The sequence below is a fragment of the Arcticibacter sp. MXS-1 genome, from assembly GCF_041902385.1.
GTDB lineage: Bacteria > Bacteroidota > Bacteroidia > Sphingobacteriales > Sphingobacteriaceae > Arcticibacter.
In genome coordinates, this window is sequence record NZ_CP169244.1 from 912,747 (window position 1) to 932,923 (window position 20,177).

Below are 20,177 nucleotides of genomic sequence, written 5' to 3' on the forward strand. Positions count from 1 at the left end.
CTCTAAACAGGCAATCGCCGGGGGCATTTGCTTAATGCATCCTTCAGGTCTGCAATCTTAAAGGGTTTCGAAATAAATGAATCCATCCCCGCCTGCAAACATTCCTGCCTGTCTTCGGCCATGGCATTTGCCGTCATGGCGATGATGGTGGGCTGAATGGAAAGCGTCTCCCGCACAATCTTAGTTGCCTCCAGTCCGTCCATCTCGGGCATCATCACGTCCATCAAAATGAGATCATAGGAGCGTTTTTCCAGCGCAGCAAGGACCTGATGGCCATTCTCCACCACGTCGATCTCGTATCCAAGCTTATTCAGGAGAGACGAGATGAGCTTTTGGTTGATCAGATTATCCTCCGCAACCAGAATTGAAAGTGGATACTCGCTGGCAAATGCGGGTGTCAGCTCTCTTTGCGTATTAACAGACTGAACAACTTCCAGCTGACGGCCGCTCAAAACGCTTTTTATTGCCTGGTAGAGTGTTCCGGAGAAGACCGGCTTGATCAATATTGACGAAAACAGTCCGGAGGCCGTTCTTCCTGCCTCATTGCCTACCTGACTCAGTAGAATCATGGGGAGATCCGCACGAAGCTCTTTTACCCGGGCAGCGACAGCCACCCCATCCATCTCGGGCATCTGCAGGTCGGTAATAAAGAGATCAAATGAATGTTTACTGATTGCCTGCAAAGCGGCTGCACTACTTTCAGTGCAATAAACCTCTACGTTCCATCGTTCCAGGTGGCGCTTAAGGATCCTGAGATGATTGCTATTGTCGTCCAGGAGCAAGACCTTTCTGGGCGGCTGAAAGGCGACGACCTCCCCGGTGCCGACAAGCTCCTTAAAGTCGCCTTTACACGTTATCGTAAAAATAAACTTTGTGCCCTCATTCTTCCTGCTTTCCACGGAGATTTCGCCCCCGAGGAGTTTAACCAGCCGCTCGCAGATCACCAGACCAAGCCCTGACCCCCCGAATTTTCTGGTTGTGGACGAATCGATCTGTGAAAAGGCGTTAAACAGTTTTGGAAGTTCATCAGGGGCGATACCGATTCCAGTATCACTCACCTCAAAACGAAGTACACATTCGTTATCAGCTCTGGACGTTTCGAGCTTAACAGAGACCAAGATCTCTCCCTGGTGAGTAAACTTGGTAGCATTACCGATCAGGTTGATGAGGACCTGGCGAAGGCGGAAGCGATCGGAACAAATCTTTACAGGGACGGAGGGATCCACCTCATATAGAAGCTCCACTCCCGTCTCCGCAGTTTTACGGGAAAACAGCGGTAAAATTTCCTCCACGCACTCCATCAGACTGAAGTACTCCTCATTGAGACCCATCTTTCCCGACTCTATTTTCGAGAAGTCGAGGATATCGTTTATAAGGCTGAGCAGCGCCTCTCCGCTCGAGTTAATCGTTTCTGCATATTCCCTTTGCTCTCGCGTCAGCCGTGTACTCAGAAGCAGTCCGGCCATACCCAGAACGCTGTTCATCGGAGTGCGGATTTCATGGCTCATGGTGGCCAGGAACGTACTCTTGGCCTGGTTGGCAACCTCAGCCTCTTTCCGTGCGGCTTCAGCCTCTTTCCTGGCCCTTTGCTCCTGCATTTGCTGATCCAGCAGCTGCACGTTCAGCTGATGCAGCTGTTCTGATTGTGACTGGAGTTCCTCCGCCTGCACCCTAAGCTCCTCTGACTGTGCCTGCAGCTCCTCCGACTGCGTTTGCAATTCCTGATTGAGAAGGTTTAAGAATTCAGTCTGCTTTTTTAGCTGTTCGGTACGTTGCTGCACTTTCCTCTCGAGCGTTTCCTTTTGGACCCTGATCGCCTTAAGCCGGAAGCGGTAGAATACCCAGGCACAGCAAATGACAAAAACGACCGCGGCGAGCCGGAACCACCAGGTCATCCAGAAAGGCGGACTAATAATGATCCTCAGAGAAATTCCAGCATCATTCCAGACTCCATCATTATTAGAGGCCTTTACCTTAAAAACATAAGTTCCCGGATTAAGATTGGTATACGTAGCTTTTCTCTCATTACCCACATAATTCCACTGGTTGTCAAAGCCTTCCAGGATATAGGCGTATTGATTCTTTTCGGGTATGGTGTACCCCAGCGCTGCAAATGAAATGGTAAAGACTGATTGAGAGTGATTAAGCCTGATCTCTCTTGTACTCAGGACACTTTCTCTGAGAGGAGAGTTTTTCACTCCCGGCACTACACTTTTGTTGAACAACTGAAAGTCAGTAAAAACAATGGCAGGCACATTTCTATTAGTAGCAAGCGACACGGGATGAAAAACATTAAAGCCATTCACACCTCCGAAAACAATATCGCCGCTTTTCGTCTGAATGCCCGCGCCTACGTTAAATTCCTGACTCTGCAGCCCATTGTCACCGCTAAAATTACGATAGGTCTCGCGAACGGGGTCAAAGCACGTTACGCCCTTATTAGTACTAAGCCAGAGACGTCCCAGAGCGTCGCCTTCTATGGAGTTAACAACGTTATTGATCAGTCCGTCTTCTTCCCGGTAAGCCCTGAACTTCCGGGTATCCCTGTTGAATAAGTTAAGGCCGCCCTCCATGGTGCCAACCCACATATTGCCCTTCTTGTCTTCATAAATTGCGCTAACAACGTTACTGCTCAATCCACTGTTCTGCTTCGTCAGTCGCGTTAACTTTCCGGTGCCCGGATAAAAGATATTAATGCCACCTGAATAAGAACCTATCCATATCTCGCCCCTTCTGTTCTGATAAATCACCTGTACACTATTATCACTCAGGCTGTTGGGATCCTTCGGATCATGCATATAACTGGTAATACCGCCGGTCTTCTTATCAAGGACGTTCACTCCACCGTCATCCGTACCAATCCATATCTTTCCGTTCCTGTCCTGCATGAGGGCGTATACCGCCCAGCTCGTGAGTTGCCGCGGGCCCTTTCCTGCACTGTAGTGCGTAAAATGCCCTGTACGCGGGTCAAAACAGTCAACACCCGTGTCATAGGTTCCAATCCAGAGCCTGTCATCCTCCCGGTCCTGCAGCAGGGCAGCAATGTAGTTGCTCGACAGGCTCCTGCTATCCCCAGGCTTGTGTTTGAAATAGCGGAACGTTCCCGTCTGGCGGTTAAAGTATTGAAGCCCGCCGTCCGTGCCTATATAGAGATTCCCTTTTTTATCCTCAGCTACCGATCTTACAACATTGTCGTTCGTATTTTCATAGCTCTGGCGTGCCTTAAAGGAGGGAAAGAAAGATAGATTCTTGTCAAATTTATAAACTCCCTCAGAAGCGGTACCTATCCACAAAATACCATGATGATCCTCGAAAATAGAATAGACACCATTGTCAGGCACCCATCTTGCGAAATTACCTTCCCGGCTAACCGGCAAAAATGTTCTTTTCCCTGCGTCGAACAGCAGGATGGTGGTCTCGGTGCCAATCCAAAACCTGTTTGCCTTGTCCAGCGTGACACAGTTTATCGGATTGATGCTCGAAATGGTGTTCTTGTCGGGCTGAACATTATAGTGAGTAAAACTGCGATCCTGCGGATGATACAGGTTAAGGCCCACAGAAGTTCCTACCCATAGATGCCCGCCCAGATCTTCCGTTATCACCGTTACGGCATTACTACTTAAGGTCCGCGGATTTTTCCGGTCCTGGAAAAAATGGCTGAAAGACCCTGCCTTCTCGTTGTATAGGTTCAAGCCTTTACGCGTTCCTACCCATAGGTTCTTATTTTTATCCTGATAGATTGAATAAATCCATCCGTCGCTCAGATTCCCTCTGCCGGCGCCGGGGTAAAAACGACGGAACTTCCCCGTTTTTTTGTCCAGAAGATTAAGGCCCTCTTCGGTGCCCACCCACAGGCGGCCCGCTTTATCCTCATACACCGCGGTAATATGATTGCTGGAGAGCGATGCTTTGTTTCTCCTGTCCTCCTTGAATGAAACGAAGCTATTTGTTCTCTGATCGTACCGGCTTAAGCCTCCAATCCGGGTACCTGCCCAGATATAGCCATCCTTGCCTTCACAAAGGGAGGTGATGTTATTCGCCGATAAACTATTGACATTATTCTCCCTGTGTTTAAAGACTGTAAATGTATAGCCGTCATATTTGTTGAGGCCATCCTGCGTACCGAACCACATGAACCCGAACCGGTCCTTTATCATTGCCTGAACCGAGTTCTGCGACAGGCCATTTGTGGTGTTTAATCTGGTAAAGTTCAGATTATTTACACGCGCGAGCAGCTGAAAATGAAAAACGAGTAAAAAGCAAAATGAGCTAAACAGTTTAAAAGATCGCATAAGCTCAAAAAGTTAGAACAGCGAATTTGGAAAGCGACTCATCAAACGCGGTGAAGACAGCGGGATAGCCGGGAGCGATCGCTCCGAACTGATCATCCAGGCCCAAAGCTTGCGCGGGTCTGCGTGTCACCATCTCTATTGCCTCGGGGAGAGGGACAGCCATTTGCTGCACGGCATTTCTTACTGCCTCGCCCAGCGATATTGCCGAACCGGCCAACCTTCCTTCCGAATTAACGTACGTATCATTTTCCAACCTTGCATCGAAGGTTTCCCATTTAAAATTCTTCATCTTTCTATTTAGAAAGAGAGCGTCGGATATTAGAAACAGCTTATCCCGTTTTACTTTATATGCCAGCCGGGCGGCCGCAAAATCACAATGGTGCCCATCAGGTATGATCGGGCAACGCACTTCGTCCCTTTCAAGGGCAGCTCCTGTAAGGCCCGGGTTCCGGTGCTCGAAGGACGACATTGCATTGAAGAGGTGTGTCACCAGGCTGATCCCAAGATCAAATGCGCGTGAGGCTTCCTGATAGGTGGCGTTGGAGTGGCCCCCTGAAATCGTGATCCCGGAACTAAGGAGAAAGTCCATCTCCTTGTCGCCAAACAGTTCGGGAGCGATGGTCAGCATCCTGACAACGTCGCGTCCGTATTCACTGAGTTCCTGAAGTTCTTCTATTGATGGCGTTCTGATATATTGCTCCGGATGAGCCCCCCGTTTTATCCTGCTGATATAAGGACCTTCCAGGTGTAAGCCAAGGATGGCGGATGACGGACACTGCGCTCTATAGCGCCTCACAGCGTCAATTCCTTTCATCATATTCTGATAGGGAGAGGTGATCAATGCGGGCAGCAGGTAAGCCGTTCCGGATTCCCTGCAAGCAGTCTCCATATCTGCAAGCGCTTCCTCGCTGGGGTCCTTTGTAAAATGGAACTTCTCTCCGCCGTTGATATGGATGTCAATAAACCCAGCCGACATGCAAGGATAGGCCTTGCCTGAGAAAGAAGAGCCGACAGGCTTTACCGAAGTCACTACCCCATCCCCAAAAGAGATTACCTGGTTTTGAAGGACCTTACCCCCTGTATAAAGCCGGTCTGCTAATATTTCACCTAACATCTTTTTCAACTGACTCACCAGAAATCAGGGCCAGGTAGTCTTGTTCTGTATCTATGTCCATCTTACTTTCAATAGATTCTACCGAATTTAGGTCAGCTTTATACTGAGAAAAAAGCTTTTTTGCTCCCTCTGCTCCTGATAACTCAAGCAAATTAGCAAAATATTTACGATCAAACAAAGCCGGAGCACTCATAACTCCTCCAAACGAAGAAGCAACGATGCCTTTTCCGGTCTTCTGATATTGATTTTGGATCTTTTTTAAAACGTTTGCATCAACAAAAGGCTGATCGCAGAGCATGACAAGGATCGCCTCCAGGGCCTTAGCCCTCTCAACAAGATATCTTACCCCTGTCTTTATCGATTCACCCATCCCCTTTTCCCAGTTTTCATTGTGCACGAGAACAACGCCAGGCCTATTGTCCATAGATGCAAGAGAATCGGCGTTTGCTCCGGTAACGACCACTACAAGCTGAGCCCCCGCGTCGAGAGCCGAATCTGCGGCGTGCTCAAGCAAAGTCTTCCCTTTGTAAAGAAGGTTCTGTTTGGCCCGGCCTAGACGAGCGGAGGCACCGGCAGCAAGAATGATAAAACCTATCATAGCGCATGCATCAGGAATGAATTGAAATAGTTTTTTCTCGCAGCGAAGGAACTGCCTTTTCCGAGAACACCGCTTGTATTTCGGCTACGACAGACAGCGCTATTTCTTCTGCAGTCTCTGATCCTATATCAATGCCTACAGGGCCGTATAGATTCCGCATCACTTCTTCCGGAATGACAGTTCCCTCTTCTTTTAACTCTTCCAGCATCCGGAAGAACTTTTTACGGGGACCTAAAGATCCGAGATAGCGGAAGGAAAAATTTAAAGCCTGCTTAAGGACAGCTCGGTCATAGTTGTAGTTATGAGACATCAACACGATAGCAGTCCTGCGGTCGATCTCTATTTTAGATGAAACCTCTGCTGCAGCGGAAACAACGAGCCGGGCCGCAGGGAAACGAGCGGCGGTCAGGTACCCGGGTCTTCCGTCGACCACAGTAACCTCCCAGCCGAGCATCAAAGCCATCTGCTGCAGGGGAATAGCATCGTTACCGGCTCCCACTATAATCAGTGCTAAAGGCAGACTAACGGCCTGGTAAAAAGCGGTCAGTTCTCCATACGTCTGGTATTCACTTTTCATTTTGCCGGTAGAAAGGTCGAGGTCCTGACAATGCCTCACGGCGTTGCTCTTCAAAGCCTCACTCAGTCCGCGTGTCCACACTTCCTTTCCCCCGAGGAGCAGCCGTGTTCCAGCAGCAGGATGCTTGCGGTCTTTCATTGAAAAAAATGTTACCAGCATGGCTGGCTCCCGCTTTTCCCTGATAATAGCCAGAAGGTCAATAGCAGTCACCCCCTCACCTGCTTTGATCGGTTCAATGAGGACATGGACAATGCCATTGCATCCCAGCTGCAAGCCAATAGCGGCATCTGCTTCATCGGTGGTATCATAGGTAACAAGCAAAGGCTCTTCAGCAGCCATCACCAGGCGCGCTCTTCTCAGCGCATCTCCTTCCAGACAGCCACCGCTGATAGCACCCGTCAGCCTCCCGTCTTCATCAATGAGCATCCGGGCCCCTTCCCTCCTGTAAGAGGAGCCCTCGACCGCTACCACCGTGGCCAGGGCCATCGCCTTGCCCTGATCCTGTACAGAGCGGTATGCGCGGATAATATCAGAAATCTCCTTCATCAGCACTCAAAATAAGATCACCTCAAATACTTCGCCTTCCTGAAAGCTTTCTCTCCCGGCGGGAAGGGTCACAAAGCCATCACATTTTACAAGCCCTGGAAGATCACCTGATCCGGAGCCGATAACCGGAGAGGCCGATGTCATTCCTTCTTTGCTCCCGAGCGTCACCAGCAGGTGATAGGAAAGCTTCGGGGTAAAGGTAACAGGGGCGGCGAGCCCTGCACTTTGCTTAACAAATGGCACTTCCAGGGATGCATAAAGCCAGGCCCTGAAATAATAGTGATAACAAACGAAGGTGGAGACCGGATTTCCAGGAAAGCCAAACAGAATGGTGCCCGAATCAAAGCTGCCGAAAAGCATCGGTTTACCGGGGCGCTGGGCAATTCGGTGAAAGGCAAGCCTGAAGTTGAGCAGCTCAAGTACTCCGGGCAACAAATCAAACTTTCCCATCGACACGGATCCTGAAAATAGCAGGACGTCATACTGGCCAACCAGAGACTTCAGTCCCTCATACAATTCCTCCTTGCTGTCGGGAAAGTGAAAGACCGCAGCTTCGATCCCCTCTTCGGCAAGTGAGGCAGCCAGCATGATTCCGTTCGAAGTTCTGATCTGATGAGAGGCAGGAACAGCATCGACCGCCACCAGCTCATCGCCGGTAGAACAAACAGCAACCTTCGGCATTTTCAGGACCCTCACCCCGCTTTTCCCTACAGAAGCCAGGATACCAGCATGAGCACCTTTGATCCTGGTGCCCTTAGAAATCAAGACAGCACCTTTTTGGCTGTCCGTGCCCTGACGGTGAATATGCTGGCCTGCGCGGATGTCATCAGTCCCGATCTTTGCACTGCCCTCCGCCAGGACGATCTGCTCGTATGGCACAACAGTATCGGCGCCCTGGGGCAGCACGGCGCCGGTCATCACCTCAATACAGCTTTCCGGATCGTCGAGAGAACTGGGAACATCACCTGCCGCGAGCCATTTGGCAACAGGAAACGTTCTGCGCCCGGCATCGTAGGCAGCAAATTTGATTGCAATTCCATCCATGGTTACACGATCGTAGGCGGGAAAATCACGATCTGCTACAACATCCTCTGCAAGTATCCGGTTGACGGACCGGGCAAGCGGCACCTCCTCCGCGCCATAACTTCCCCTTTGTTGCAGAACCAGACGAAGCGCTTCTTCTACTGATATCATATCAAATGTCTATGCCGTTAGTATGTTTGAGAACGAGTTTAACACCAATGTAAACCACCAGTACGCCTGTCAGCCCTTTCAGGAACTGAGGCGGCAGGATCTTCAAACTTAGTCGCGTACCTGCCTGTCCCCCCAGGAAAACAGAAGCAAGTAAAGGAGTCAGGAGACCGGCGTTAAAAGAAAAAGCACCACTCACCGCCTGCCCCAGAAGCCCTGCCAGGGAATTAACCAGTATAAAAAAACTGGCGAGGGCCGCTATTTTTCTGGCCCGGTCCCAATGCAGCAAATTAAGGATGGGTGATAACAAAATACCTCCTCCTATCCCCACCAGGCCCGAAAGAAAGCCGGTGGTACCTCCCAGAAGAACATTCAAGTGAAGAGAATCAGATAGACGGGACTCTTTGTCGGAAGGGCGAACGCAGAGCTGCATAATCAGCATCAGGCCAGAAAGGGCAAGCACAGAACCGAGCAGAATAAAAAAACTTCCTGCCTGACCTGAATAGTTGCCCCCCAGAAAGCAGCAGGAACGCTGCATAAAGCAAGCGGAATAAATTTTCTCCGGTCAAAAAAACCGCCCCTGTAAAACAAGTAGGAACTGTTCCCCACAACCATCAGGTTGCAAAACAGCGCCGCTGTCTTAATCACGCCAAAGTCGGTCATGAACAATGACAGAAGAGCCAGATAACTCGAGCCGCCTCCAAATCCTGCGGATGAATACATAGCCGAAATGAAGAAGAAGCAAGAGCTGATTAAAATGATGGTAGTTACGTCGGGCACAGTCTTTAAAGTTTATATCTTTTAGCCTCCAAGCATTGACATGGAGTCTTTTATCTGTTTCGCGTTTTGCCGCTCTGCCTCAAAGCCATCCCGGAGGCGGCCAGCTACGGCATCGGTGATCACCTTCCTGATTTCCGATTCAGACGCTCCTGATCTCAGCACATCGCGCAGGTTTACTGCCGGAGGGCCATACAGGCAGGTCCTGAGCTCGCCGGTGGCGGACAAGCGTATTCGGTTACAAGAGCCACAAAAGGTCCTGGAAAAAGAGGGTATGATGCCAAAAGAACCTTTGTATCCCGGAACGCGGTAGTTTACAGAAGTGGAATTAGGCTCTGCCTGCAGTCTGGTCAGCTCCGGATATCTTCCCGAAATAAAGCTGTATATGTCTTCATGCGTCCAGTTGAACTGATCGAAGTTGCTGCTGCCGTTGAAAGGCATCTCTTCAAGAAATCTGACTACCAGGGCGTGTTCTTTTGTTAGTTCTACAAAGGGTATGATATCCTGCGTATTCTTTCCTGCAGCCACCACACAGTTGAGCTTTACCTCGAAACCTTCGCGGAGAAGACGAAAGATACAGGCATAGACATCCCTGAAGCTATCCCTCCTGGTGATTTGAAGAAAACGTTGCGGGTCGAGCGAGTCAATAGAGATATTGAGCTTCCTGATGCCGGCATCTTTCAATCGGGCGATATATCGCCCGGGCAGCGTTCCGTTGGTGGTGATCGTGATTTCCTGAAGCCCTGACAGGCCCGACAATCCTTCCAGAAACGTCATGATACCATTCCTTACGAACGGTTCTCCTCCCGTGATCCTTATTTTCGAGATACCAAGCGAGCAGAACAAGGCCGACAGGTCGTGCATCTCCCCGAACGTAAGCAGCTCCTTTCCGGGCACAAAGTTCATCCCTTCTTCAGGCATACAGTAGTAACACCTCAGGTTACACCGGTCGGTAACCGACAGACGCAGATAACTTATTTGCCGGCCATATTGATCAATCAACACACTATTCTCCATTCTTTAGGGATGAGCGTTTACCCATATACTACCGTCCTGGTAGTATTCTTTTTTCCATATCGGCACAGTCTTCTTCAGTTCATCGATAAGAAAGCGGCACGCTTCGAAGGCCGCCTCACGATGGGGAGCCGAAGCGCCGGTAAGCACCACAGGCTCACCAACCTCTTTAACGCCTGTTACATGCAGCACGATGACCTCCTCCAGCTGCCACAGAGCTGAGGCCCGTTCTGCAATAGCCCGCATCTCCTTGAGTGCCATGGGCACGTAAGCTTCGAATTCCAGTTTCGCTACCTTTCTTCCATTCGCCTGATTGCGCACCGTTCCTACAAAAATATCGATCCCTCCGGCTCCCGAAGAACGAAGGTGCCTGAAAGCCGCCGTCAGGTCTATCTGCTCAACAATCTCTATCAGCATTTTCATCCTCCGCTTACAGGTGGAATTAAAGCGATCTCTGCCGAAGGCGACAACTTCATACCATCTTCAGCATATTCGCTGTCAACAGCAATAGCCAGCGAGCGGAGAGCCGCCAGCCCCTTGTATTGTTCCTTCAGAAACTGCCTCAGCTCACCTACAGTTTCCATTCCTGCGGGCAGGCTCAGGTCAAGCTGACCAGAGCCTATAATATCTTTGGTAATACCAAAAAGTAAGATCTTCATTTATTACAACAGCTTATCAAGTGTAATAGGCAATTCTCTGACACGCTTGCCCGTCGCGTTGAAGATCGCGTTGGCAATGGCCGGAGCTACGCCTATAATGGCAATTTCTCCCAGTCCTTTTGTTCCCATCGGGTCAACCAGGGTGTCGGGCTTGTTCACGAAGAGAACCTTTACATGAGGAACATCAGCATGAACAGGTACGTGATACTCTGCAAAATCCTTTGTTACATAACGCCCGAAACGGTGGTCCATCACCGCATCCTCCTGAAGGGCCATCCCGATTCCTCCGGTCACGCCGCCAATCATCTGATTTCCCGCAGTCTTTTTGTTCACAATAGTCCCCGCGTCGGCGCAGGTCACCACGTTTGCTACCCGCACCTGACCGGTTATTGCGTGCACGTGCACTTCTGCAAAATGAACTGAATAAGAATACATGGAGTATTTTTGCCGCTCCTCTCCCGGCCTTGCTTCCTCTATGATGTCAATATCCTGGACCTGCGCCGCCTTCAACGCATCAGAAAGCGACAATCGGGAGGCCCCGTCCTTTAAAGAAACGGTCCCGTTACTAAACAAAAGAACATCGGGGGAAGTGCCTTTGTATTCCGCTTTTTTCTCTGCCAGCAAGGAGGCTATACGTACTTTCAGTGCATTACAAACCGCCACTACAGCTGAACCCACACTCGCCACGGTGGAAGAGCCTCCCTGGTTCCCGGCCTCTGGAAATTCAGAGTTACCAAGGTTGAAAGTGATCTTCTCAGGGCTGATACCAATTGTATCTGCAGCGATCTGCACCATTGCCGTGGCCGTACCTGGGCCTATATCAGTTACAGCGCTCTGAAGGACCAGCGAGCCGTCGGCAAAGAGCTTTGCTCGCACTTTTGCCCCGCGCCGATGAGCGCCGAACGTTCCTGTTGCCATCCCATAGCCGATGAGCCAGTCGCCGTCTTTTAGCATCCGCGGCTGAAGCTGCCGTTTGTGCCATCCTATGGCTTCTGCCCCCATCTCGTAACATTCCTTCAAATATTTCGTTGACCAGGGTAAATCTCTTTCGGGATCCCGGTCGGTGTGGTTGATGACCCTGAATTTTAGCGGATCAATATTTAACTGATACGCCAGCTCATCCATGGCACTCTCCAGGGCGAACGCGCCGGTAGCTTCCCCTGGCCCCCTCATCCAGATCGGCGTACTCACATCCAGAGGCAACAGCCTGTACCGCGTGCTCACATTGGGCGCAGCATACATCATTCTCGTCTGCTGCAAGGTAGACTCGGTAAACTCTTCATAGGAAGATGTCTGTCCGACAGACTCATGGCTGATTCCTACCAGCTTTCCATCACGACTGGCACCGATCCCTATTCGCTGCCAGGTATAAGGGCGGTATCCCACCATAGTGAACATCTGTTCTCGGGTCAGCATCAGCTTAACCGGCCTGCTTACCATTTTCGCTGCCATGATGGCCGCAGTCTCGTGCGGCCAGTTATGAAGTCCGTTCCCGAAGGCTCCTCCTACAAAAGTTGCAATCACCTTCACGTTTTCCACAGGCAGTTTCCATTCTCTGGCAAAGTTATTCTGCGTGGGCTGAGTGCCCTGCACTTTGTCATAGAGCGTGAGCCGGTCAGCACTCTCCCAATGGGCAATAACGGCCTGTAACTCCATAGGATTGTGCATTTCTGAGGGATGAACATACTCCGCTTCCAGTTTTACCTCTGCCGTCTTGTAAGCATCGGGAGTTCCGCGGTCATAGTCATTGAGAGGCGACTTCTTATTTTTCTTTGCCTGAGCGGGAAGCACGGCTTTTTCTATGTTCGCGTTAAAGTCCGTGGCGTGAGTTTCTTTCTCATAGCTCAGTTTGACAAGGCCGGCAGCATAAGAAGCACGCTCAAAAGAATCTGCGACGATCATTGCGACGGGCTGCCCATTAAAATAGACCTTGTTATCATGGAACACCCGATGAGGTTGTCCGCCGGTTGGAGGCTCTGTGGGGTGCTCATTATCGGCGTAGCCTGGCGCCTTCAGTGCATTCTCGTGTGTGACCACCTTAATTACTCCGGCAGCGCGCGATGCGGCTCTCGTGTCTATTGATTTAATCCGCCCTTTTGCAATGGTACTGCCAACCAGCACGGCATACACCATTCCGGGAAGCTTATATTCGGCGGAATAGGTGGCCTTCCCTGTAACCTTGAGACGTCCGTCCACCCTGTTCAGCGGCTCTCCCATCAGCCGACCAGTTATTGCCATATCTACGGTTTTTATCTTCGTCATGCTACTGCCTTTTTCAGGGCTTCTATTATTGAGAGAGGAGCAAGCTTTAGCTTAAAGGCATTATGTTTGAACGCTTTTGCCCCGCTCATGGCTGCTGCCGCTGCAGCAGCAAATGTTTCCTCCGTTGCAAGCTTCCCTTCCAGGATCTTCTCTGCCCCGGCCAGCCGCCAGGGCTTATGAGCCACGCCTCCCATAGCCAGCCGGGCCTTCACAATGCGTTTCCCATCGAGCTGCAAGGCAGCAGCTACCGATACCAGCGCAAAGGCATAAGAGCTGCGGTCTCTTATCTTCAGGTAATGCGAATGCTCGCTGAAGAAGCTGGAGGAAAGAGAAACTGAGGTGATCAGTTCGTCTCTTCCCAGGGTGGTGTCCTTCTGCGGGGCATCACCCGGCAGCCGGTGGAACTCTTCAATCGGTATTTGCCTCTCGCCCCCGGGACCTTTAACATGAACTGCAGCCCCCAGCGCAACAAGTGCCACGCTCATATCTCCAGGGTTGACGGCGATACATTTGTCGCTCGTCCCAAAGATGGCGTGCATTCTGTTAAACCCTTCCAGAGCGCCGCATCCCGTGCCCGGCTCTCTTTTATTGCATGGCATTGCCGTATCATAGAAATATGGGCACCGAGTACGCTGCATCAGGTTTCCGCCTACAGTCGCCATGTTGCGCAGCTGTGCCGACGCTCCGGCGTTCAGCGCCTGCGAGAGCAAGGGGTAATTCTTTACTACAAGCTGATGATCTGCAACTGTGCTATTGGTGGCAAGGGCACCGATGCGAAGATGGTTTTTATCCTGACTGATTTCTCTGAGCGACAGGGCATTGACATCGACAAGGCGGTCGGGACTTGCCACGCCTCTCTTCATCAGATCCAGCAGGTTAGTCCCCCCTGCTATAAAGGAAGCCCGCTGATCTTTCGCATGGGCAAGTATGGCGGCAGCGGCATCAGAAGGCCTCACGTACTGAAACATCTTCATACTTTCTTCCCTCCTTTACTTACTTCATGGATTGCATCAACTATGTTGGGGTAAGCCCCGCAGCGACAGATATTACCACTCATAAATTCCCTGATCTCCTCTTCGCTTCCCGCATGCCCTTCTTTTATGCAGCCTACTGCCGACATGATCTGACCGGGAGTGCAATAGCCGCACTGGAATCCGTCGTGCCTGATAAAGGCTTCCTGCATAGGATGCAGCTCTTCCCCCTTTGCCAGGCCCTCGATGGTAGTTACCTTTTTTCCATTGTTCATAACGGCCAGCGTCAGGCATGAATTAACCCTTACACCATCTACATGAACTGTGCAGGCCCCGCACTGGCCGTAGTCACATCCTTTTTTGGTTCCCGTCAGCTCCAACTGCTCTCTGAGCAGGTCTAACAGAGTAACCCTGGGGTCTGTTTTAAGGGAGTGACTGACGCCGTTCACCTCAATTTGAAGCGATACATGCTCCATGGCATCGGCCACCCGTTCATCCCAGTGTTCTTCCGCTGCCTTTAAAGCTACAGGAGGAGCCAGTACGGCTGCCGTAAGAAGAGAAGACTGCTTTAAAAAGGTACGCCGGGAACTTCCGTCATCCCCTTGCTTTTTTTCATCCATCATATTGATTTACTTGAACTATTAACCTGAAGCAGAGGCGCGTGTCTGTCCTGATCCCACTATTTTATCATACTCTTCAGCATGATTAATGTTTTGTAACTCTTTTATGTCCGGAGCAGAAAGCAGTTGAATATCTCCGTTGATGAGAACCTTACGGGGACACGTAATACCCTTACCCAGATTCTCCAACAAAGGAGCGTAACTTCGGGGCTCCCATATGGTAATGAGAGGCTCCGGGAAACCCGTATCGGGATTATTGAATGCAGTTGCGAGCTTATGAGGATTTCTTCCCTCTGTTAAAGCGGCCAGGGACAGCGCCGAGAGGAAGGGAAGATCGCAGGCCACCACCAGCCAGGCTGCATGCGGCTCCTGCTTAAACGCAGAAAGAATTCCGACGACAGGCCCGGCACCTTCTACACTGTCGACGAGCAAAGACATACCGGCAAGAGCCGGGGCCTGCGCCGGATTGCAGGAAACATAGACTTCCTGACAATAGGGCTTTAGCAGTCCGCTTAGATGCGACCTTTGGTCACTCCGGTGGTAGACCAGCGCGCCCTTATCGCGGCCCATCCTTGTACTCTTCCCTCCGGATAAGATCAGACCATTAAGCCTCGGCACTTTTATAGTCATGCTTGCCCCCCGTCTTTGATATAAGTTTTGTCTCTCTTATGACGATCCCGTGTGAAAGTGCTTTACACATATCGTATATCGTCAGCGCAGCCACGCTTGCCCCCGTTAATGCCTCCATTTCCACTCCCGTCTTAGCTGTAATGACCACCTCGCAGGTAATGACGATCTCGTTTTTATCGTTTACCACAATTTCGATCTGGCAGTCTTCGAGAGGCAAAGGGTGGCATAAGGGGATCAGTTCGGCAGTCCTTTTTGCTGCCATCACACCCGCGATGATCGCTGTCTGAAATACCGGCCCCTTTTTGGTGTGTATTTCGTCATTTTTGAGAATCTCCGCTATTTGAAATCCCGGAGTTACCACCGTTCTTGCTGTTGCTGTCCGCCTGCTTACCTGCTTACCGCTTACGTCTACCATGGCAGCATGCCCGGTAGCCGGATTGACGTGAGACAAGTGCCCGCTATCATGATTCATGTTTAAAATTATCTTATTTTCCCGTTAAAGCAAATGATCAAGCGTGATTGGAAGCTTCCGTACCCGCTTTCCTGTAGCATGGAACACTGCATTTGCCACAGCAGCAGATACCCCCACCAGGCCTATTTCGCCTACCCCTTTTACTCCCAAAGGATTGACAATCTGGTCTTCCTCTTCAACAAAGATCACTTCAAGATCATTAATATCAAGGTTCACCGGTACGTGGTACTCTGCATAGTTATGATTGATGAAACGGCCCAGGTTGTGGTCCATTGCCGAATCTTCGTAAAGAGCCATCGATATTCCCCATACTATACCTCCGATGATCTGACTTCTGGCAGTCTTCGGGTTGAGGATCCTACCTGCCGCAATTGCGCTTACTACCCGGCTCACTTTAATTACACCAAGCTCCTCATCTACCTTTACTTCTGCAAACACTGCCGAATGTGTATTCTGAGCGTAAGACATTTGTTTGAACAGGTTAGGCATGGCAGTTGAGGTTTTGCGAATTATAGCCGTTTTGCTATCATTCATAATCCCGGTCAGTGACAGCGATACGGTAGGATTTGAAAGCAGCCTGATATGCCCTTCGGAAAAGGTCACTTCATCCGGAGATACATGCCGGAAAGGAGAGCCTTTCGCCTTTTTTGCCAGTTTGAAGAGCTTTTCCTTTACCTGCAAACACACGTTCTGCACAGCTGTTCCAACGGAGGCGGCGGTGGCAGATCCTCCCTCAACAAATGCAAGCGGAAGCGAAGTGTCGCCAAGCCTGAAGGTCACATCGTCGAGAGGCAGACCGAGGGTCTCTGCTGCAATCTGACTCATGATGGTGTAGGTACCGGTGCCGATGTCGGCTGTTCCGCTTCCAACCGTCAGTTTCCCATCTGCAGTGAACTCGGCCCTGGCGCGTGAGGGGATGAACTGCGCATCCCAGATGCCTGTGGCCATCCCCCAACCTACCAGCAGGTCGCCATCACGCATGGATCTTGGTTGCATGATCCTCTTTTCCCATCCGAAAGATTCGGACGCCCGGATATAGCAATCGTACAATGCCTTGCTGGAGAACGGCTTCTTCTGCATCTGCTCGGTTGCTGCATAATTTTTCATACGGAGCTTAAGGGGATCCATTCTAAGGGCGTAAGAAAGCTCGTCCATTGCACACTCGATCGCATGGACGCCGGTTGCAGCACCTGGCGCGCGCATATCCAAAGGAGTGTAGGTATCGAGGCTTACCAGCTTATATTCCTGTCTTACATTCTCACACTGGTATAACATGCCCGACCAGTTCACCACAATCTCAACATAATCCTCGAACTGCGAAGTCTCCGAGATGGCGCTGTGACTGATAGCCTGCAGCGTCCCGTCTGCAGATGCTCCCAGAGCGAGCTTCTGCAGAGTCACGGGCCGGTGTCCGAAAGAAAACATTTGCTGCCTGGTAAGGGATACCCTTACCGGCCTCTTCAGGTCCAGCGCTGCCAGAACGGCCATAAAAAGCTGGTACTGAGGACGCAGTCCGGATCCGAACGCTCCGCCGACAAAAGGAGAGTAGACTTCCACATCTTTATACGACAGGTTAAAAACGCCGGTAATGTATTTCAGGCTATTAAAAACTCCCTGCGTCTTATCGTATACATCCAGTTTCCCTCCGTCCTTATACACCACCGTGCTGGCATGCATTTCCATAGGATTGTGGTGTTCAGCCCCATGATAATACTCGGCCTCGATCCTTACATCCGAGCCTTTGTAGGCCTTTGAGAAGTTACCCCGGCTTTTGGGCGGTTTAAACCCTGTCTTTTTTCCCCTGGGCTTTCTTGCCTTATCCAGATTATCCAGCAAGCTGGTCTCGGGGCTCTCCTGCTCGTAGTCAACCTTTACCAATGATGCAGCATAACGCGCCTGTTCAAAAGTCTCTGCTACTACAAGCGCCACAGGCTGCATGCTGTAAGTGATCCGGTCAGTCTGCAGGAAGCGAAAGTGCTTTCCCGCCGGTGCATCCATGTCAGTATAGCTGACGTTAAACCAGGCAAGCCCCGACACGTTCTCATGTGTGAAGATCTTGAGTACCCCGGTCACAGCGGACGCTTCTGACAGGTCGAATTTTCGAATTCGCCCCTTCGCTATCGCACTTGACACCACCACTCCGTAGGCCAGGTCTTCCGCCTGGAACTCGCCCGCATACTGCGCTTCTCCTTTAACTTTTGCCCGTCCGTCGGTGCGGCTAACCGGTTTTCCAATATAAGAGGTCTTAGACAGCATGATCTGCCTCCTTTCGAAGTGCCTCTCTGCAGGCACGTGCAATAACCCGCCTTGCCAGCCCTATCTTAAAATCGTTTTCCCCAAACCCTCTTGCTCCTTCCAGCAGATGGGCGATCGCCGCTTTTAAATCCAGATTTGCCGTATCCTGCCCTATCAGCATCTCTTCGGCCTGACGATTCCGCCAGGGCTTATGTGAAACACCTCCAAGGGCGATACGGGCATCTTTGATTGTTCCGTCTTTAAGTTCGAACGCAACGGCAGCCGATACTAAGGCAAAAGCGTAAGAGGCACGGTCCCGAACCTTCAAATATTTATAATGAATATTGAACGCGGACGCAGGCAACTCGATCCCGGTTATCATCTCGTTCCTGCTAAGCGTATTGTCTATATGCGGTGTGTCGCCGGGCAGCTTATGGAAGTCAGGAAAAGAAATAAGGCGGGTGCCTTCTTTACCCGCTACATGCACCTTGGCGTCTAAGGCTGCCAGGGCAACGCACATGTCACTTGGATGTGTGGCGATGCACTGCTCGCTGGTTCCCAGTATCGCATGAATTCTATTGAAGCCTGATATAGCAGAACAGCCGGAGCCCGGACTGCGTTTATTACAGGGTGCAGCCGTGTCGTAGAAATAGTAGCAACGCGTCCGTTGCAGAAGATTACCACCATTTGTTGCCATATTACGCAGCTGAGGTGAAGCCCCGGCAAGTATGGCATCACTTAGCAGGGGATATTCTGATCTTATTAGGGAATGATATGCAGTGTCTGAATTAGTGGCCAGCGCACCGATCAGAACACCGCCCATAGTCGTCCGCTCAATATCGCTAAGGCCAATACTGTTGATGTCAATCAGCTCGGTGGGTTTCATCACATTCTCCTTCATCAGATCAAGGATATTGGTTCCGCCTGCAATAAATCTGGCACCGGCATTTTTATCAATCGCCTCGAGGGCTTCTGAGAGTGTATGCGCCTTGGAGTAGACAAAGTTATTCATGAGCCTTTCCCCCTCTCACCTTTAATATCGCCTCCACAATATTAGTATAAGCGCCGCAACGGCAGATATTGCCGCTCATCTGCTCCTTCACATCTTCTACTGAATGCGCATGCCCCTCCCTCAGCATCCCCACTGCCGAACAGATTTGCCCGGGAGTACAGTACCCGCATTGAAAGGCATCGCAGTCGATGAAGGCCTGCTGCAACGGATGCAGATCCCCGTCGGGTGCAAGCCCTTCTATTGTAAGGATTTCTGCACCGTCTTTCATAACTGCAAGCGTAAGACAGGAATTTATTCTCTTTCCATCTGCCAGAACGGTACAAGCACCACACTGTCCATGGTCGCAGCCTTTTTTTGTTCCGGTAAGATGAAGATGTTCGCGGAGTGCATCCAGGAGAGAGACCCAGGGCTCGATATTAAGAGAATGTTCCCGGCCGTTAACGATGAGGCTTATTCTCCTTGACCCCGAGCTCCGGGGCGGAGACGACTGCCCCTTATTGTCTTCCTGGGCTGATGATTTCCCCATAAGGATGTGGTTTTTCAAAAGTAAATTAAACAATGAAGAATACCTTTGTTAACATCCCTGTGCATCCTATTGTTTCTCTCCCGGCTCGGGTTTGGCATCATTTTTTCTATAACATAACAACAGTTAGATAAAAAAAGAGATTATGAAAGCACTTATCAGTATGCTTGCATTTGCTACGGTATTAGCAGCATGCAACAATAACGCAAAGACAACCAACACGCAGGCTTATAAGGACTCTATTAAAAAAGCGGTTCAGGATAGCATCAAACTCGACAGCTTCCAACGGGCAGAAGTCCAGGCAAAAGAGAAGGCCAGGATAGATTCTCTGGCCGAGGTAAAGGCGGCGAAAAAGGCTGCAGCAGAGAAAGCTTCAGCGAGAAGCTATGCGAGCCGTCGTTCTTCTTCATCGCGGACTGTACACCCTGTAGTACAAAGCGACTATTACGAGCAGACACAACCTCAGAAGAAAGGATGGAGCTCAGCTGCTAAAGGCGCGGCAATAGGTGCCGGCGCAGGTGCCGTGACTGGACTCATTGTCGACAAAAAGAACGCCCGCGGGGCAATTATCGGCGGTGTAGTGGGTGCAGGTACCGGCTACGTGATCGGACGCCAGCACGACAAAAAAACCGGACGGGCTCAGTAAGCCTATCTGTACAATACCAGGGACACATCTACCTCCCT

The 20,177-nt window shown here is 50.7% G+C and carries 17 protein-coding genes and 1 pseudogene; 1 reads left to right on the forward strand and 17 read right to left on the reverse strand.

The window, feature by feature from the left end:
- Window positions 1–2 precede the first annotated feature (2 nt).
- The 17 genes and pseudogenes from ACES2C_RS03795 to ACES2C_RS03875 form a co-directional block, all read right to left on the reverse strand.
- Entirely contained in the window at window positions 3–4,292 is a 4,290-nt protein-coding gene (locus ACES2C_RS03795) for a two-component regulator propeller domain-containing protein (protein WP_374165678.1), read from the reverse strand.
- Window positions 4,293–4,296: 4 nt separating this feature from the next.
- Entirely contained in the window at window positions 4,297–5,406 is a 1,110-nt protein-coding gene (gene nagA / locus ACES2C_RS03800) for an N-acetylglucosamine-6-phosphate deacetylase (protein WP_374165679.1), read from the reverse strand.
- Window positions 5,396–6,004: an NTP transferase domain-containing protein gene (locus ACES2C_RS03805; protein WP_374165680.1), complete on the reverse strand. Its 609-nt coding sequence runs from the start codon at window positions 6,002–6,004 to the stop codon at window positions 5,396–5,398. Before ACES2C_RS03805 ends, nagA begins: the two co-directional genes overlap by 11 nt.
- Window positions 6,005–6,014: 10 nt before the next feature.
- Window positions 6,015–7,127 (reverse strand): XdhC family protein, encoded by a 1,113-nt coding sequence (locus ACES2C_RS03810; RefSeq protein ID WP_374165681.1) that lies wholly within the window; start codon window positions 7,125–7,127, stop codon window positions 6,015–6,017.
- Window positions 7,128–7,133: 6 nt separating this feature from the next.
- Window positions 7,134–8,321: a molybdopterin molybdotransferase MoeA gene (locus tag ACES2C_RS03815; RefSeq protein WP_374165682.1), complete on the reverse strand. Its 1,188-nt coding sequence runs from the start codon at window positions 8,319–8,321 to the stop codon at window positions 7,134–7,136.
- 1 nt (window position 8,322) lies between these two features.
- Window positions 8,323–9,041 (reverse strand): annotated as a pseudogene (locus ACES2C_RS03820) (sulfite exporter TauE/SafE family protein).
- 78 nt (window positions 9,042–9,119) lie between these two features.
- Window positions 9,120–10,112: a GTP 3',8-cyclase MoaA gene (moaA, locus tag ACES2C_RS03825; protein WP_374165683.1), complete on the reverse strand. Its 993-nt coding sequence runs from the start codon at window positions 10,110–10,112 to the stop codon at window positions 9,120–9,122.
- 3 nt (window positions 10,113–10,115) lie between these two features.
- Entirely contained in the window at window positions 10,116–10,526 is a 411-nt protein-coding gene (locus ACES2C_RS03830; RefSeq protein ID WP_374165684.1) for a molybdenum cofactor biosynthesis protein MoaE, read from the reverse strand.
- A gap of 2 nt (window positions 10,527–10,528) precedes the next feature.
- Entirely contained in the window at window positions 10,529–10,768 is a 240-nt protein-coding gene (gene moaD, locus ACES2C_RS03835; RefSeq protein WP_374165685.1) for a molybdopterin converting factor subunit 1, read from the reverse strand.
- 3 nt (window positions 10,769–10,771) lie between these two features.
- The gene (locus ACES2C_RS03840; protein ID WP_374165686.1) at window positions 10,772–13,030 is read right to left on the reverse strand and encodes a xanthine dehydrogenase family protein molybdopterin-binding subunit; all 2,259 of its coding nucleotides are present in this window, start codon (window positions 13,028–13,030) and stop codon (window positions 10,772–10,774) included.
- Entirely contained in the window at window positions 13,027–14,004 is a 978-nt protein-coding gene (locus ACES2C_RS03845; protein ID WP_374165687.1) for a xanthine dehydrogenase family protein subunit M, read from the reverse strand. The genes ACES2C_RS03840 and ACES2C_RS03845 overlap by 4 nt, the downstream gene beginning before the upstream one ends.
- The gene (locus ACES2C_RS03850) at window positions 14,001–14,624 is read right to left on the reverse strand and encodes a 2Fe-2S iron-sulfur cluster-binding protein (RefSeq protein WP_374165688.1); all 624 of its coding nucleotides are present in this window, start codon (window positions 14,622–14,624) and stop codon (window positions 14,001–14,003) included. Before ACES2C_RS03850 ends, ACES2C_RS03845 begins: the two co-directional genes overlap by 4 nt.
- Before the next feature lie 18 nt (window positions 14,625–14,642).
- Window positions 14,643–15,251, reverse strand: coding sequence for an NTP transferase domain-containing protein (locus ACES2C_RS03855; protein WP_374165689.1), 609 nt, complete (start codon window positions 15,249–15,251; stop codon window positions 14,643–14,645).
- A complete protein-coding gene (gene moaC / locus ACES2C_RS03860) occupies window positions 15,226–15,723 on the reverse strand; it encodes a cyclic pyranopterin monophosphate synthase MoaC (RefSeq protein ID WP_374165690.1) in 498 nt (165 codons plus the stop codon). Before moaC ends, ACES2C_RS03855 begins: the two co-directional genes overlap by 26 nt.
- Before the next feature lie 24 nt (window positions 15,724–15,747).
- A complete protein-coding gene (locus ACES2C_RS03865; protein ID WP_374165691.1) occupies window positions 15,748–17,979 on the reverse strand; it encodes a xanthine dehydrogenase family protein molybdopterin-binding subunit in 2,232 nt (743 codons plus the stop codon).
- Window positions 17,969–18,970: a xanthine dehydrogenase family protein subunit M gene (locus ACES2C_RS03870; protein WP_374165692.1), complete on the reverse strand. Its 1,002-nt coding sequence runs from the start codon at window positions 18,968–18,970 to the stop codon at window positions 17,969–17,971. Before ACES2C_RS03870 ends, ACES2C_RS03865 begins: the two co-directional genes overlap by 11 nt.
- Entirely contained in the window at window positions 18,963–19,496 is a 534-nt protein-coding gene (locus ACES2C_RS03875) for a (2Fe-2S)-binding protein (protein ID WP_374165693.1), read from the reverse strand. The genes ACES2C_RS03870 and ACES2C_RS03875 overlap by 8 nt, the downstream gene beginning before the upstream one ends.
- A 142-nt stretch (window positions 19,497–19,638) precedes the next feature.
- Here ACES2C_RS03875 and ACES2C_RS03880 point away from each other — a divergent pair, with 142 nt between their 5' ends.
- Window positions 19,639–20,139, forward strand: a complete 501-nt coding sequence (locus ACES2C_RS03880; protein ID WP_374165694.1) for a YMGG-like glycine zipper-containing protein — start codon at window positions 19,639–19,641, stop codon at window positions 20,137–20,139.
- Window positions 20,140–20,177: the final 38 nt, after the last annotated feature.

What these genes read in the sequence shown, in the direction of transcription:
- ACES2C_RS03815 (WP_374165682.1), bottom strand. Translation starts at nt 8,321, where the DNA reads ATGATATCAGTAGAAGAAGCGCTTCGTCTGGTTCTGCAACAAAGGGGA.
- moaA (WP_374165683.1), bottom strand. Translation starts at nt 10,112, where the DNA reads ATGGAGAATAGTGTGTTGATTGATCAATATGGCCGGCAAATAAGTTAT.
- ACES2C_RS03830 (WP_374165684.1), bottom strand. Translation starts at nt 10,526, where the DNA reads ATGCTGATAGAGATTGTTGAGCAGATAGACCTGACGGCGGCTTTCAGG.
- ACES2C_RS03810 (WP_374165681.1), bottom strand. Translation starts at nt 7,127, where the DNA reads ATGAAGGAGATTTCTGATATTATCCGCGCATACCGCTCTGTACAGGAT.
- nagA (WP_374165679.1), bottom strand. Translation starts at nt 5,406, where the DNA reads ATGTTAGGTGAAATATTAGCAGACCGGCTTTATACAGGGGGTAAGGTC.
- ACES2C_RS03855 (WP_374165689.1), bottom strand. Translation starts at nt 15,251, where the DNA reads ATGACTATAAAAGTGCCGAGGCTTAATGGTCTGATCTTATCCGGAGGG.
- ACES2C_RS03865 (WP_374165691.1), bottom strand. Translation starts at nt 17,979, where the DNA reads ATGCTGTCTAAGACCTCTTATATTGGAAAACCGGTTAGCCGCACCGAC.
- ACES2C_RS03850 (WP_374165688.1), bottom strand. Translation starts at nt 14,624, where the DNA reads ATGATGGATGAAAAAAAGCAAGGGGATGACGGAAGTTCCCGGCGTACC.
- ACES2C_RS03870 (WP_374165692.1), bottom strand. Translation starts at nt 18,970, where the DNA reads ATGAATAACTTTGTCTACTCCAAGGCGCATACACTCTCAGAAGCCCTC.
- ACES2C_RS03845 (WP_374165687.1), bottom strand. Translation starts at nt 14,004, where the DNA reads ATGAAGATGTTTCAGTACGTGAGGCCTTCTGATGCCGCTGCCGCCATA.
- ACES2C_RS03795 (WP_374165678.1), bottom strand. Translation starts at nt 4,292, where the DNA reads ATGCGATCTTTTAAACTGTTTAGCTCATTTTGCTTTTTACTCGTTTTT.
- ACES2C_RS03880 (WP_374165694.1), top strand. Translation starts at nt 19,639, where the DNA reads ATGAAAGCACTTATCAGTATGCTTGCATTTGCTACGGTATTAGCAGCA.
- moaC (WP_374165690.1), bottom strand. Translation starts at nt 15,723, where the DNA reads ATGAATCATGATAGCGGGCACTTGTCTCACGTCAATCCGGCTACCGGG.
- ACES2C_RS03840 (WP_374165686.1), bottom strand. Translation starts at nt 13,030, where the DNA reads ATGACGAAGATAAAAACCGTAGATATGGCAATAACTGGTCGGCTGATG.
- ACES2C_RS03875 (WP_374165693.1), bottom strand. Translation starts at nt 19,496, where the DNA reads ATGGGGAAATCATCAGCCCAGGAAGACAATAAGGGGCAGTCGTCTCCG.
- ACES2C_RS03805 (WP_374165680.1), bottom strand. Translation starts at nt 6,004, where the DNA reads ATGATAGGTTTTATCATTCTTGCTGCCGGTGCCTCCGCTCGTCTAGGC.
- moaD (WP_374165685.1), bottom strand. Translation starts at nt 10,768, where the DNA reads ATGAAGATCTTACTTTTTGGTATTACCAAAGATATTATAGGCTCTGGT.